Below are 15,573 nucleotides of genomic sequence, written 5' to 3' on the forward strand. Positions count from 1 at the left end.
AAGCGCAAATTGACGCGAGCGCGACACAAGCGACGAAGTCCCCATGCGATCAAGGAGTTGGCGCGATCGCCAGGCGGTTATCAACAGGTTTTTCCCCGAAATCTGTGGATAATTTTGTCGTGCTCGCAACAACCTCGATTATGCGAGCAGGAAAGACCGCGAATCGCCGGCTACCGCAATTCGCCCGATCTATACCATCCCAGGCGCGGAAGCCACTACCTTGCTCTTGCGGATATCGATCAGTCAGTGCCGTACTTCGGCGAGTGCGGACCGTACAGCAACCCGTTCGGTGGCCCGGCATGCAGCAACCGGTAGCTTGTGATGCCGGCAATAGCGTGGCTTCTGTCAGTCACTGAGTTAGCAATCTGCTTGATCGCCGCTGTCACCAGCATGCCGATCAATCCACCACCGCTGTTGTTGTTGCCCTCGTTGCTGCTCGCGCTCGCGCTACCCTGCCAGAGCACATCGCCCGTTTTGAGGTCGATGAGTTTTGCTGAGGCGGTGACTATCGCTGCGCTGTCCAGCATCCGGTACACCGTGCCGTATTGCGTCACCTTGCAGTACAACGCAGCATCTGCGCCGAAAATCTCGCGCAGTTTGGCGGGCGCGGTCGCCTGGATGTCGTTCGCCGTCGTCAGGCCGTTCTGCCTGAACGTCTCATCCATTACCGCCACCGGTACCACGTAGTAGCCGGATTCGGCGAGTGGCATCGTCATCTGGGAGAGCATGCTGCTCGTTGCGTTGACGTCGGACGTTTCATTGGTCGGCGGCAAGACGAGGATCGAGCGCGGCCGGCTGTTCTTGAATGCCGTGTAGTCTGCGTGCTTTACGGGCTGCGCACATGCGGCGAGTAGCGCAAGCGTCGAGAGGGCAAACCAGAGTTTGAGAGAAGAGAACTTGGACATGGTGGCTCGCTCAGGGTTGCTTCGGTTTCTTCATCAGGAAGTCCATATAGATCGAGGATTCCGGAAAGAGCGCTTTCTCGGCCTCGAACTCCTGCATGGCCTGCGTGTCGTTGCCGACACTCGCGTACAGCATCCCCAGTTGCGCATGGAACCCTGGTGGTGGCGTGCGGCCCTTGCCGCGAATTTCCTGAAGCGCTTTGTCCAGCGCGTCGATCTGCTCCTGAGGCGCCTTTCCTCCCTTCAGGTAGTCGTAGACTGCTGGCTGGTAGCCGTTCCACTGATAGAGCGGTGGTGAGGTGTTCGCCGCGCATCCACCGAGAAACACGGCAGCCGCTGTGACTGGCAGGCAGATAACCCGTTTGATTTTTATTCGTTGCATTGTGGACCCTGTCGCATGGTTATTGCAGTTGTTGAATCCTTGACGGCCGAAGCGGCCGTGCACGCCTATCGGGCTGCCTTTAATGCGCCGGCGTCGACCTGTTCGACCAGATGATTGACGGCATTCTGGATCGCGAGGTCGAGCACCTTGCCGTTCAGTGTCGAGTCATAGCTCGCCGTGCCGCCGAAACCGATGACTTCGCGGTTGGACAGGCTGAACTCGCCCGCCCCCTGACTCGACGTGATGACTTCCGATGTCGTCGTGTCGACTACGTTCAGGCTGACTTTTGCGTAAGCGATCTGCTCCTTGCCGCGACCGAGGATGCCAAACAGTTCCTGGTCGCCGACTTCCTTGCGGCCAAACTCCGTCACATCGCCGGTGATGATGTAGTGCGCGCCCTTGATCGCCTGTTCCTTCTTGAGGAAACCCGACTCCTGGTGGATTTCGTCAAGGTTGTCGCGATCGAGGACATTGAAACGCCCGCTTTGCTGAAGCGCCGTGATCAAGATGGTCTTGGCCTGGCCTCCGAGACGGTCGATGCCGTCGGAGAAAATGCCACGCATGTAGCTCGACCGGTTATCAAACTTGCCCACTGCAATGCCAACCGGTTTGCCGGCAGAGGGTCTCTGGGCGCTGGCGACTGGGGGTACCGGCAACGAACGCGACGACTCGGTCGCGCAGCCGGCAAGGGCGACAACAGCAGCTGAGAGCACAACGCCGTACATTTTTGACGGACTCATTTTTCTTCTTCCTTTTATAAAAAAACAATTGATTCGATACCATCAGGGACGAAGCAGCATAGCCCCATGGGTTCGAAGGGAAACGCTTCTGCCAATTTCAGAATTGCGCTGTTACCTGGAAGCCGAGCGTTACGCTCGGTGCGGGAAAACCGGACGGTGCATAGATCGGAGTACCGGCGAATACGTCATAGCTGTACGTGCCGAGGCTAGTCGGTACGGAGCCCTTCACGCCAATAGCTGCACCCGCGAGTTGCGTGCCGGCCAGCGCCACCGTAGAGGGGCCCCACAGGTGGCCGTAATCCACGCCCGCGTATATTGCTTGCCCCGTCTGCCCGAGTGGATATTGCAATTCGTTGCGCCAGTAGAACCCCTTTTCCGCCGCCAGCATCGTTTCGCCGCTGAAGCCGCGCACGGTGTAGCGGCTTCCAATGGTCAGATCGTCGATGTAGTTCAGTTCGTCATTGGTGAACTGCCCGTGCAGCGTGCCGACATAACGCAGCAACTGACCGGCTACCTTGAACGGCACCGACAAGTTGGCATCGAGCGTCGCCATCTTGAAGCGATAGGTCGGTCCACCCGGCGTATCAGGCTGCGCGCCTAACCCGCCAATGCCTAGCCGGTAAGCAAGCGTGCCGTCGAACTGTGCTGCACCGAAGTAATGGCGGCTTGTCAGGCCTGCTTCGATGAACGTGTTGTCGCGGGACTGCTGCGGGATTTCGGTATCCTCGATAAAGCTCGCGCCCCATCGCTTGACAAGCTGGAACTCGACGCCCGATACATCGCTCTGGCTGCGATAGATAACTCGCTCGAGCTTCACGCCTGCCGTCTGCGCGTTGCCACTCGAAACGAAGATCTGGTTGCCCCAGGCAATCTGCTGGTAATACGTATTCGTGTAGCCGTACAGCGTGCCGGTCCAGTAGCCCCACGGCACCGAATACGAGGCATTCCATCCGTGCGTGCCGAGTTCGTGATTGCCGAACTGCAAATCCTGGTTGAAGCCACCCGACAGAATGTCATTCAGACCCAGCAGGTTATACAGGCCAAGCGTCACGTTACCGATATAGCGGCCTGCCGCGTTCGTGCCCGAGTTGTCTGCGGAAATCACGAGCGACCATGGTTTGGTGCGCATTGCGGTAATGACCACATCGCTTTCGCCCGGTACGGCGCCGGGAACGATCTGTATGCTCGCATCCTGGTTCGGCACGCGCTTCATCTGCTCCAGACCTTGCTCAAGGTCGCGCAACTGGAGCACTTCACCGTCACGCGTGGGAAAGGCCGTTTTCCAGGTGCCACGCGTATTCGCGCTGGCGAACTTGAGATTGCGGATAACGCCCGGTATGAGCGCGAATTTTAGCGCTCCCTTTGACAGATCCTGTGCGGGAAGCAGGACGCGCGTGGTAACGTACCCGTGGCTCAGGATCACGCCTTGCAGGCCCTTGGTTAGCATATCGAGGCCTTGTTTACCGACGCATTGCCCCTCGTAGCGCCGCAGCCAGTCGTGCAGAAATGCGAACGGGTCCATCGACAGGGCAGACGCGCCTTTCGCACGGACCACCTCGGGCAGTGTGTCCGGCACCTCGACGGAGAACGTGTCGATGCGGAAGCACGGTGTCTCGGCGGGCAAGACCGGCCACTCTCCCACCAATGGCGCAGCCGAGCGTACAACGGGCGCTGCAACGGTCGCTGAACGCTGCAGCGCGTCGCGTCGCTGCTCGACCTGTTGTTCCTGTTCGGCGCTCGTGCGGGCTACCGCTGCAGCATCGGGTGGCGTTTGCGCGTAGACCGCAAATGTAGCGAGAACAGAGAGTGAGAGTACGGCCAGATTTTTCTTGTTTTCCACTAGTCACAAATTCCTATACCGATACCAATGCTCTTTTAGTCAACGTAGCTAGCCATCAGTCAATATCGCCCGTGATATTGAAACCGTTGAAGTCGCCGCTGCCGTCGATGATCGGGTTGCCTGTGCTGGGGATACTCTCGACGTCTTGACGAAGCCGCCGTCGTCCATAGCCAGACCGGACCCGTTGGTGATCGCGACAGCAGCGGTTTTTGCGCTCGCCGCCTCGACATACTTCTTCAGTAACGAAGGAGTGTTGCTGTTGACCTGGTTGACGATGCCCGGTTTCGCCGTGATTCGCGTTGTCTTTTCCAATTGCCGCTTCGGAAACGGCGACGGACATTCCCCGAAGCTCGCTGAAAACAAGCCGGAAACAGCGGTTATTCATTCTTCTCGACCTCGTGATACCGGATGAACCCTCTCCGCTTTGCAGGGTGTGATCCAGCTACTTCAGATAGTGCCGGGCCAGGCATCGCCATGGTATGTATTTCACATGTCGCGCGGCATTGGTACACGCGCGTGATTGGATCTGATATTCCCCGAATTCGCGAAAAATATCTGTCAATTGTTGTCAATTATCCAGATTGGCACCGCCCAGTATCGTATGGACACGACGTCACCCGGATAGGTAGCGTCCATTGAGCAGCGGTTGCCGGTTTTCATCTCGATCGTTGCACTGGACTCGACGCGCTTGCTGTGCCAATCACTGGAGGTCGCAATACCGCGGGATCGTTGGCTGTGAACTGGTTTTCCGCGGTCGTTAGCAATGTTCCATTCGCGGTAAAAATCCAGAATTGGGTAATTAAAAAAACGATTTTTTAATTCGAAGGGTACGAGATAACGAGATTGATTGAAGATGAGATCTATCGCGTTGGCTGCTGTAACCTTGTCAGCCTGTCGTCGTCGGACATGCAGGCGATGCAGCCGCTCGTGGTGCTCGCCAGGCGCGTAGGCCATTGAGGTGTCGTTGCATTGTCGTGCGGATAAGACACGAGAATCAGAAGGCCGCGGAACGTGTCGCCTTGCATCAATCGGTGTTTGAATTTCTACGCGAACGTTCTAGTTGTGAATTTTCAGCTATTTTTAATTGAGATGCCATTTTTAGGACTGGTCTGATACGAGATTGACGGGCTGGCGACTATAGTCGGCCGGCTCCGCTTGGGAATTGGGAAACGGAGCGGAACCTTCAAATCGCGCGATCTTCTCGTTGTTTCTGGTTTCCCGATTTGTGAGGTCGATCTTGCGATTGCAGGTGCTTACTGCAACGTTTCACCAAACTCCGTCGAGAACAATGAAAGAAAAGCGCGTGTTATTGGTCCGTGTAGGCATGCTTGGTGACACCATCTGGGGAATGGCGCCCATAAATAAACTACTGAAGTACTATGGTCCAGATTCGACGGTTGATATTGTCGTCAAGAAAGGAATGGGCGGTCTGTTCAAACACGATCCAAGGGTTGGGCGCGTATTCGAAATCAGGAAGAGAAAGTTGCCGCTCTTCTTAAGTCCAACAAAACTGCAAATTTTATGGCATTCGGTCCGCCACCCCTATGAGCTAGCGCTCGACATGGAGACAAGACCGTTCTCTGAGCTATTGTTCCGGCTGTTGCGAGCCAGGAAGAAGATTCTGGCGCGAGCGATCCGCGACGATATCGGGGCCCCTACAGAGCATGCTGTTGAGTCGATCCGTAAGATTACCCGGCTGGCCCTCCCCAAAGATTTGGCGGACGCGGTCACGCCAACGCTAGTGGCCCCGACTTCGATCGATCGACGTTCGTTACTTCCGATCGAAGGCCCTTATATCTGCCTTCATTTCGGGAACAGCTGGATCGCGTCCGGTAGAAAAGCTTTGCGTGCATGGCCCTCGGAGTATTGGAGGCAGTTGCTTTTGAACTGGGAATTTTTTTTCCCTGGGCACACCCCCGTTGCTATTGGCACCGCCTCGGAGAAAACGTTGGCGGCGTCGATCACCGCGGGGATTAAAGGGTACATTGATCTTTGCGGAAAGACGGACGTGCCGGGAATGATGGCCGTCATTGCCGGCGCTGACGCGCTCATTGGTACGGACACCGGCCCGAGTCATATGGCGGCGGCTTTCGGCACACCTGTTGTAGCGGTATTCGGTCCGACGCAACAGTTTCAGACTGGGCCGTTTGCAGATGGCCAGAACTGCGTTGAGATCCTGTCCGCCGCAATGTTGTGTCGTCCCTGCGTTCGCACACCGGCGTTCGAGCGTTGCCAACGCAATCGCTGCATGGAGGCGATTACGCCGGCAATGGTAGCGGCCTCGGCACAAAGGCTCATTCAATTGCGCCGACGAGGATCAGACATGAAGTGCACTTCGCGCTCGCGGTGAGCGGCGACCATGTGGACGTCGCCTGAGAGTGGGGTAGTACGGTGGCGTATTCAGAAATAGCGCGCACATCAAGCGGCAGCACGCGTCGATGAGGGCGGTTTCGGACGTTTCCTGACACGTCTCCATGTCGAACTCCGCACAAAAGACGTCGTCGGATACGGTTTGCAGATCTTCGCCATTGCACCGGCAGCGTGGAGCGAGGCGTCGTTGTGAAGAAAACGGAAAACGCCTCTGTGATTGCGTGGGGGCTTCTTCCGGCATTACGGATTCAGAAAATGAATAACCGTTGTTACCGGCTTGTTTTCAGCAAGCTGCGGGGAATGCTGGTCGCCGTGGCAGAAACGGCAACGACTCACGGCAAGGACAGCCAGGGCGAAACCACCGGATCATCCGTATATCGCGGCATATCGCTGTTTGCCATGCGTCAGGTGGCTTTTGCAGCACTCGCACTGTTTGCCTTTACGCCGGTACTGTCCGGCGCGCAGATTGTTCCGTCCGGAACCCATGCGCCGAACGTCATCAGCACTGCGAATGGCGTGCCCCAGGTGAACGTGCAGAAGCCGTCAGGTGCCGGCGTTTCGATGAACACCTATTCGCAGTTCGACGTCCAGAAAAATGGTGCAATTCTCAATAACTCACCTGTTATTGTGAATACGCAACTGGCTGGGCAGATCAATGGCAACCCGACCTTCGGATCGAACGACGCCGCGAAGATCATCGTCAACCAGGTCAACAGCAACAACCCGTCGCAGTTGCGCGGCTATGTCGAAGTCGCCGGCCAGAGGACGGCAGCGGTCGTCGTATCGAATGCATCGGGACTTATTGTGGATGGCGGCGGGTTTATCAACACGTCGCGCGGTGTTCTCACGACCGGCAACGCGCTGATCGACGCGAACGGTAACCTCGCCGGATTCGATGTCACGCAGGGCAACATCACGGTCCAGGGCGAAGGCTTCAACGCATCGAATATCGACCAGGCCGCTCTGATCGCGCGAGCCGTGCAGGTCAACGCGGCGATTTACGGCAACACGCTGAATGTCGTGACCGGTGCGAACAACGTCGATTATTCCAGCCTGAAGGCAACACCCGTTGCCAGCAGTGGGGCCGCGGCCGGTGTTTCCATCGACGTGTCGCAGATCGGTGGGATGTACGCGAACCGTATCATCCTGGTCGGGACCGAAAACGGCGTGGGTGTTGCCAACGCCGGCACGCTTGCCGCACAGGATGGCGACCTGACGCTGACCACGGCGGGACAGGTCATGCAGTCCGGGCGGATGCAAGCGAGCGGCAATGTCGCGATCAGTGCCGGCAGTGTCGCGAACAGCGGCACGATTTACGCGCGGCAGAGTACCGCCCTTGCCTCGGCTGGGGCGCTGACGAACAGCGGCACGCTCGCGGCGCAGTGGGATACATCCATCCGCGCGGGCAGCGTCGCGTCAAACGGTCTGCTAGGCGCAGGCATCAACAGCGACGACACGCTGGGTACGGCCGGCAACCTCACGGTATCGTCGGCGGGCCTGCTCTCCGCGACCGGTCACAACGTTGCCGCCAGCAGGGTTACGCTCGACGGCGTGTCGCTCGACCTGTCGAGCGCGCGGACCCGGGCGGGCACGGCGCTTGTTCTCTCTGCCACAGGCGGCGACCTGAGTCTGCGCCGCGCGACCACGGGCGCGGGATCGTCCATCACCGCGAATGCGGCCGGTACGCTCGACAACAGCGGCGGAACGCTCAGCGCGCCGCAGCTCGCGATCCAGGCGGGCAACCTCACGAATCGCGGCGGTACGATCACGCAGACCGGAACCGGGGCGACGGACATTGCCGCAGCCGGCACACTCGACAATACGGGCGGCCTGTTGCAGACCAACAGTGCGGGCCTGACGCTTGCGCCTGCCGCCCTTGTCAACGACGGTGGCAGGATTGCCGTTTCGGGCACAGGTAAGCTGTCCGTATCGGCCGGATCGCTGTCGAATAATGGCGGCACGATTGCCACCAACGGCGCGCTCGCGATCCAGCGCGGACTCATCTCGAACCGGGGCGGCACGCTGGAGGCGAAGTCGTCAGCCACGGTTCAGGCCAGCTCGCTCGATAACAGCGCGGGTGGGCACATCGCGGCGCAGGCGGTGTCCATCGCAGACACGGGCGCGTTCAATAACGCGGGCGGCACCGTGCAGGCAGCCGATACGCTTGGCGTTGCCGCGCAAACGATTGCGAATGACCGCGGCACGATTGCCAATGCCGGGACGGGGGTGACCACCGTTACGGCATCGGGCACGCTCACGAACACGGCTGGCGGTTTGATCGGCGGCAATGGTGATACGTCGGTATCGGGTGGAAGGATCGACAATCGTGGCGGTTCGCTGGTGGCGGGTGGCGCATTGTCCACGCGGTCGGGCAGTACCCTGGACAATACGGCGGGCCGGATCCAGGCCAGCGGCGATACGTCGGTCGCGGCGCAAGGAGCCATTGCCAACGTTGGCGGGCGGATCGGCGCGAACGGTTCGCTACGGGTGTCGGGCGCGTCGCTCGACAATACCTCGGGGCGCGTTGCCAATACGGGCACTCGCGTCACCGCACTTGACGCCGGGACCATCACAAACAGCAACGCAGGCGGCACGGCCGGCGCGGGCGTCATCGGCGGCAACGGCGATGTCGTGATTTCGGGCCAGTCGCTGTCGAATACCGGCGGCGGTCAGGTGGTCGCCGGCCATGACCTCTCGATCAACGAATCGCAGGCCGTGGACAACTCGGGTGGCAAGCTCTCGGGCACAAACAATCTGACGCTCAACGGTACAGGCGCAGCGCTTTCCAATGTAAACGGCTCGATCCACGGCGACGGCACAGTGTCGCTCCACGCCGCATCGTTCGACAATACATCGGGCACGATCGGCAACGACCGGGGCAGCGGCGGCAGCGTCGCGGTCACGACTGGCGCGCTCACGAACCAGAACGGCGCCATCGGCAGTGACCGGAACCTGACGCTGACGACGAACCAGCTCACGGGCGACGGCACCATCGTAGCGGGGCAAGACGGCGCGGTGACGGTCAACGGCGATTACACCTACAGCGCGGCCAACCGGATTCAGGCCAATCACGACCTCGCCTTCACCGTAGCGGGCAACCTGACTAATCACGGCGCGCTGGCAGCGGTCAACGCGCTGACTGTAAGCGCGGCGAACGTCGACAACCAGGCCGGCGGCACCCTGAATTCCGTCAGCACGACGCTCAACGCAGCGGGCGCGATCAGCAACGAAGGACGCATCGAAGGCGATGCGGTCATCACGAACAGCGCAACGCTGACCAATACGGCGACGATCATTGGCAATACGGTGACGCTCAACGCTTCGCAGTCGATTGCCAACGACGGTGCGGCGGCGATCATCGCGGGGGCGTCGGGGGTGAACCTGTATTCACCGGGCGATATCTCGAACACAGACGGCGCGAACGTGTTCAGCCTGGGCAACGTGAACATCGCGGCCGATGCGACGCGTGATGCGAACGGCCTGCTCGCGAACCGCGCGAATTCGGTGACGAACGACCAGTCCACGCTTCAGGCGCAGGGTAACGTCGAGATTGCCGCGCAGACGCTGACCAATACGCGGCCCGCGCCGGACGTCGAGACGGTCGCGACCGATGTATCGACTGTCTACCAGACCAAGCGGGCCAAATACATAGCGTGCGCGACCACGAATGCCGACGGGCATTCGTCGTGTACGCAGGCAGTATGGGACTACGGTTACAAGAGTCCGGTCAACAGTACGTTTTCCGCCACGCAGATCGTGTCGGAAACCTCGGGGTCGAACGCGACCGATAACGTGCTGGTCGTCAATGTCGCTGGCGTAGCGCGAACGATCTACTACAACACGCTGACGAAGAATGGGGACGGCACTGTCACGGTCAATTACTGGGATGGCTATGATCCGAACATCAATTATGTTCCGGACTCGGAATACGTCACCCGCAGTGACGCCCACAACGGCTACCAGCGGGTCGAGATTGCGCGGAACACGACGACTACCACGCAGCGGGACCAGGTAAGCGGCACATCGGCTCAGCAGGGGCAGTTGCTGGCGGGCGGTAACATGACGCTGGCGAACGTTGGCACGCTCAACAACGCGTACAGCGCCATCGCGGCGGGCGGCTCCATCCAGATCGGCAGTACCAGGCAGGACGGTACGCTCGACCCATCCGGTAGCGGCAATTACGGCGGCACACTCGTCAACAACGTCGGGCGAACCCTCTATCAGTACCAGCAGCAGGACATCGTTTCGACCTATGCGTGGAACGAGGACATCGGACGTGATGTGGGGATGGTCGTGCAGCCCTCCGTCGTTCTGTCTCCCGTCGCCATCGGCGGCACGGGCGGCACGATCATCGCGAACAACGCGGTCAGCATCACCGGCACGGACATCAACAATACGAACGTGGCGGCAGCGAACTCCGCAACGGGGGCGACCGGCGGCACGCTCGGCGCCAATCAGGCACTGGTCGCACAGAAGGCGGATGCGCCGCGGACGGTGGCCGATAGCAACGAGTCGTTGCACATTACCTTGCCGACGAACGGCTTGTATTCGCTGCACACTGCGCCGAACGCGTCGTATCTGGTCGAAACCGATCCGCGCTTCACAAGCTATACGAAGTTCATCAGCAGCGACTACATGCTGGGCCAGCTCGGCCTGAATCCGCAGAACGTGGAGAAGCGCCTGGGCGACGCCCTATATGAACAGCAGCTCGTGCAAAACCAGATCACGCAGTTGACGGGGCGCGTCTACCTTCACGGTCATGACAGCGCCCTGGACGAATACACGGCGCTAATGACGGCGGGTGTGAATGTCGCGCAGGCGTTCGGGTTACAGGTTGGCGTGGCGTTGAGCGCCGCGCAGATGGACGCGCTCACGAGCGATATCGTATGGCTCGTCAACCAGACCGTCGCGCTGCCGGACGGCACGACGCAGAACGTGCTGGTGCCGCAGGTCTATCTCGCGCACACGCACGCGAACGACCTGCAACCGACCGGCGCACTGATTGCCGCCGACGATGTCGCGTTGCACGCGACCGGCAGCGTGACCAACATGGGCACGATCCAGGGCGGCGCGCAGACGGCGTTGACCGGCACGAACATCGTGAACCGCGCGGGCACGATTGCGAGCAGCGCCACGGACGGCACGACCGTGGTGTCGGCGGTCAACGACGTCGTCAATGCGTCGGGTCTGATCACCGGCAACCGGGTCGCGGTGCTGGCGGGCAATGACATCGTGAATGCGACGCTGGTCGATAGCACCGGCATCCGTTCGGCAGTGGGTGGCGGCAAGGTCAGCCAGACGTTGCTGGGCGCGCAGGGGACAATTGCCTCGACCGGTGACATGCTGGTGAGCGCCGGCAACGACCTTGCCGTACATGGCGCGAACATCGCGGCGGGCGGCAGCGCATCGGTCGGCGCAGGTCATGACATGACAGTGGACGCGGTGCAGTCGGTCACGTCGCAGTCGTTGAACCAGAACGCGAACCGCCATTGGGAGGCGAACGGCGTCACGCACGAGACGAGCGCCATCACCGCAGGCGGCAACCTCGCGATGCAGAGCGGCAACGACATGACGCTCAAGGGCGCACAGGTCATGGCGGGGGGCGACCTGGCCGCGGCGGCTGGAGGAAATCTGACCGCTACGACCGTCACCAATACGGCGAAATACGACAACGTAGCGGCCGACAGCAGGACGCGTCAGCAGGTCGATCACACCTACGACGAACAGGCGGTCGGCACGAGTTTCACGGCGGCCGGCAATGCGACGCTCGGCGCAGTCAGTGCCGATGCATCGAAGGGCAACGTCACGCTCACCGGTTCGTCGCTGACGGCGGGCATGGTGGGCGACGTCGATACCGGCGCGGGGGCCGCGAACATCGCGGCGACGGGCAACGTGACGCTCAACGAGGCCCGCGAGGAACACGACAGCTATCAGGCGGTGCAGTCGCGGCGCGGCAGTTTCGTCAGCAGTACGAAGACCGGCACGATGCAGAACACGCAGTCGAACATCGGTGTCGGCAGCCTGGTATCGGGCGATACGGTGAACGTGCAGGCGGGGAAGGACCTCACGGTGCAGGGCAGCACGGTGGTCGGCACGAACGATGTGAGCCTTGCCGCGGCGGGCAACGTCAGTATCACGACTTCGCGGGACACGCAGACCCGGGACAGCTACTACAGGCAGACCCATTCGGGAATCGGCACATCGGGACTGAGCGTAACGATTGGTACGCAGTCGGCGTCTGAAACGGGCCAATCGTCATCGGTGGTGAACAACGCCAGCACGGTCGGCTCGATCAATGGGGACCTGACCATTTCGGCAGGCAAGGATCTGCATGTGACCGGCAGCGATCTGGTGGCGGGCGGTGACGTGACGGGAACGGCACAGAACGTCATCATTGATGCAGCGACCGACAGTTACCATCAGACGCAGAACCAGCAGACCCGTAGCAGCGGTCTGTCGATTGGTCTGTCGGGTAGCATCGGGGATGCGATCAACGGCGCGTACCAGCAGGGACAGGCGATCGGCAGCAGCGCCGGCAGTAGCAACGATCGCGCCGCGGCGCTGCACGCGATTGCTGCGACGGGCGATGCGGCGCTCGCGGGTTATGGTGTCTATCAGGCGGCCAAAAGCGGGCTTTCGTCGGCGAGCGCGCCGAGCATCGGCGTCCAGGTCAGCGTTGGGTCGAGCCACAGCAGCAGCGACTTCAGCGAGAACCAGACAGCAGAAAAAGGGTCGACGGTCATGGCCGGCGGTACGGTCGCGCTGGTGGCGAGCGGCAACGGCACGTCGGGTAGCGGCAATGTCACCGTCGCCGGATCGGACGTGAGCGGTACAGACGTACTGCTTGCGGCGAAGAATCAGGTGAATCTGCTTAACACGACGAACACCGATTCGACGCGCAGTTCGAACGCTTCCAGCGGCTGGAGTGCGGGCGTATCGGTCGGCACGAACGGTGTGGGCGTATCGGCATCGATGCAGAACGCGCATGGTGACGGCAACAGCGACGCGGCGATCCAGAACAATACACATGTGACCGGTACGAGCAGCGTGACCGTCATATCCGGTGGTGACACGAGCCTCATCGGATCGAATGTGAGTGGGGGAAAGGTCACAGCGGACGTGGGTGGCAACCTGAACGTCGCGAGTGTGCAGGATACGACGGCGAGTGCCGCGCACCAGAGCAGCGCGGGTGGTGGGTTTAACGCGAGCATGGCGGGCGGCAGCGCGAGCTTCAGCGCGCAGAACGGGCATGGCGATGGCACCTACGCGCAGGTCAACGAGCAGGCGGGAATCTACGCTGGCGACGGCGGCTTTAACGTCAACGTGAAGGGCAATACGGACCTGACGGGCGCGGTGATATCGAGCACGGCCGAAGCGGAAAAGAACACGCTCGCCACCGGCACCCTCACCTTCAGCGACATCGAAAACCACTCGCACTACAGTGCGGCGAGTAACGGCATCGGCGCGGGTATCGGCGTGGGCAGCACGGGCAAGGCAACCGGGCCGGGCTCGGTGAGCGGCTCGGGCGGGATCACGCCGATGATCTCGCAGGACGAAAACGGCGACCAGAGCGCGACGACGCGCAGCGCGGTGAGCGCGGGCACGATCAACGTGACGAACCAGGCGGCGCAGACGCAGGACGTGGCGAGCCTGAGCCGGGATACGACGAACACTAACGGCACGGTGTCGGCCACGCCGGACGTGAACGCGATCCTGAACCAGCAGGCCGATACGATGCAGGCGGCGCAGGCGGCGGGCCAGGTGGTGGCGCAGGGCATCGGCGCGTATGCGGACAAGAAGGAAAAGGACGCGCTCGCTGCGGCCCAGAAAGCCTACGAAAGCGGGGATCTGGACGCGATGGGCGCGGCCCTGGCCGATTACAAGAACTGGAAGGAAGGGGGCGACTCGCGCGCCGAACTTCACGCGGCGGGCGGCGCGCTGATTGGTGGGCTTGGCGGCGGTAGCGCGTTCAGCACGATTGGTGGCGCGGCGGGCGCGGGACTGTCCTCGAAGCTGGCGCCGCAGACGAAGGAACTCAGCGATGCCATTGCCGGTGCAACGGGCTCGTCGCTGATCGGGAACCTGGCCGGGAACGTCGCGGCGGGCCTGAGCGGGGCGCTCATCGGCGGCACGGCGGGCGCGGCGATGGGCTCGAACGTGAACCTCTACAATCAGGGGAACAACAAGGACGAAAGTGCGCTGGCCCAGGCGGCCGGGGATCTGGTCGATCTGTACAACGCGGCGAGGCAGACCCAGCAGGCGGTTAGCGACGCAATCTCATCGGGTGTGAACCAGTTCATCGGGCAGATGAACGCTGACGCGCAATCGATGAGTTCGCAGCGTCCGTCGGACCTGGCGGCACAGGGCGCAAGAAACGGGCTGGACGCGATAGTGGGAATGGGCGGAGGCAAACCGCCGACCGCGAGCCCGGGGGCGGTGCTGGTTGATGGCGCGGGACAGGCGCTCGCGGGCGGCACAAGTTCCAGTGCGTCCGTAGCAGGGTATGGGGCGGGTAATACGACGCTCAATAGTGGGAACGGCAATGGCGAGAGTGGCAGTAGCTCGCTTCTTGATCCACAGGCAGAAACGCACGTTCTGTACGGTGATGGGCCGACTTCCGGGGGGCATCTGTCGGGGGTTGGAAAACCGGGGAAATCGGAGTTTCCTTCTACGTGGACTCCGCAAGACATTACCAATGCTATTTCTGATGGCTACGAATCCGAATACGCAGTGGTCGAAGCCATCAGGAAACGGTTATGTGACAGGGGCGGGCACAGTTAATGGTGTGGAAATTAAGGTGGTTGTCGATCCGAGCAAGGGGCGCATTGTGACTGGATACCCAACGAATTTACCGAGAAATCCGAAATGACAAGTCAATCAGATTTTGAATTTATTGAAGATAATTTAATTTTTGTTCTGGATGAGATGTCGGCGCAACCGGAGGTTGGTCAACATTACCCGGCGAACGTGATGTCATATGAGGATGAGATAGCGCAAATCCGGGAGTTTATTGAACTGGCGGGGGAGTACGGGCTTGCATTCGAATATATAAATAGCGCGCTGGAGCAATTCCCGTACAGGATCTCGGGTAAGGCGGCTGTCAAGTTGTTAGAGGTTGGGCTGCTAATGGGGTTCAAGTCAGAAAATGACAAGGATAAGAGATTTGATAGAAGGCACTAGTTTGCTTTGGTGATGAGTCGTCGCTGGGGTGGTTCACGAAGGCTTGCGCGGTTCTGGAGCAGTGGGACGCAAGTGCCCTGTTCCGCCGGGTTTGCCGTCTCCCTTCGGGAGCCGTCAAACCCGGCGGGACGATGACGCGCAACCTTGACAGTCCTTAAC

Annotated in this window: 9 protein-coding genes; 3 read left to right on the plus strand and 6 right to left on the minus strand. The window is 60.7% G+C overall.

Going from position 1 to position 15,573, the window contains the following annotated elements; all coding sequences use genetic code 11:
- Positions 1 to 239 precede the first annotated feature (239 nt).
- The 6 genes from BLU17_RS11355 to BLU17_RS32320 all read right to left on the minus strand — a co-directional run bounded on the left by BLU17_RS11355 (position 240) and on the right by BLU17_RS32320 (position 4,818).
- A complete protein-coding gene (locus BLU17_RS11355; protein ID WP_091996826.1) occupies positions 240 to 905 on the minus strand; it encodes a DUF799 domain-containing protein in 666 nt (221 codons plus the stop codon).
- A gap of 10 nt (positions 906 to 915) precedes the next feature.
- Positions 916 to 1,284, minus strand: a complete 369-nt coding sequence (locus BLU17_RS11360; RefSeq protein ID WP_245746811.1) for a DUF4810 domain-containing protein — start codon at positions 1,282 to 1,284, stop codon at positions 916 to 918.
- 65 nt (positions 1,285 to 1,349) lie between these two features.
- Positions 1,350 to 2,024 (minus strand): CsgG/HfaB family protein, encoded by a 675-nt coding sequence (locus BLU17_RS11365; RefSeq protein WP_091996827.1) that lies wholly within the window; start codon positions 2,022 to 2,024, stop codon positions 1,350 to 1,352.
- Between the two features lie 97 nt (positions 2,025 to 2,121).
- Positions 2,122 to 3,864 carry a ShlB/FhaC/HecB family hemolysin secretion/activation protein gene (locus BLU17_RS11370; RefSeq protein WP_091996828.1) on the minus strand — a complete coding sequence of 581 codons (1,743 nt, stop codon included), beginning with the start codon at positions 3,862 to 3,864 and terminating at the stop codon, positions 2,122 to 2,124.
- A gap of 55 nt (positions 3,865 to 3,919) precedes the next feature.
- Positions 3,920 to 4,249: an ESPR-type extended signal peptide-containing protein gene (locus tag BLU17_RS11375; protein WP_091996829.1), complete on the minus strand. Its 330-nt coding sequence runs from the start codon at positions 4,247 to 4,249 to the stop codon at positions 3,920 to 3,922.
- 173 nt (positions 4,250 to 4,422) lie between these two features.
- Entirely contained in the window at positions 4,423 to 4,818 is a 396-nt protein-coding gene (locus tag BLU17_RS32320) for a hypothetical protein (RefSeq protein ID WP_143189231.1), read from the minus strand.
- A gap of 334 nt (positions 4,819 to 5,152) precedes the next feature.
- Here BLU17_RS32320 and BLU17_RS11380 point away from each other — a divergent pair, with 334 nt between their 5' ends.
- From BLU17_RS11380 to BLU17_RS11390, 3 genes are all read left to right on the plus strand, one after another.
- Positions 5,153 to 6,214 carry a glycosyltransferase family 9 protein gene (locus BLU17_RS11380; protein ID WP_091996830.1) on the plus strand — a complete coding sequence of 354 codons (1,062 nt, stop codon included), beginning with the start codon at positions 5,153 to 5,155 and terminating at the stop codon, positions 6,212 to 6,214.
- 275 nt (positions 6,215 to 6,489) lie between these two features.
- The gene (locus BLU17_RS11385) at positions 6,490 to 15,015 is read left to right on the plus strand and encodes a hemagglutinin repeat-containing protein (RefSeq protein WP_091996831.1); all 8,526 of its coding nucleotides are present in this window, start codon (positions 6,490 to 6,492) and stop codon (positions 15,013 to 15,015) included.
- 84 nt (positions 15,016 to 15,099) lie between these two features.
- Complete coding sequence (locus BLU17_RS11390) at positions 15,100 to 15,414, plus strand: hypothetical protein (protein ID WP_091996832.1); 315 nt, start codon at positions 15,100 to 15,102, stop codon at positions 15,412 to 15,414.
- Positions 15,415 to 15,573 lie beyond the last annotated feature (159 nt).

The sequence above is a fragment of the Paraburkholderia lycopersici genome, assembly GCF_900096975.1.
Lineage (GTDB): Bacteria > Pseudomonadota > Gammaproteobacteria > Burkholderiales > Burkholderiaceae > Paraburkholderia > Paraburkholderia lycopersici.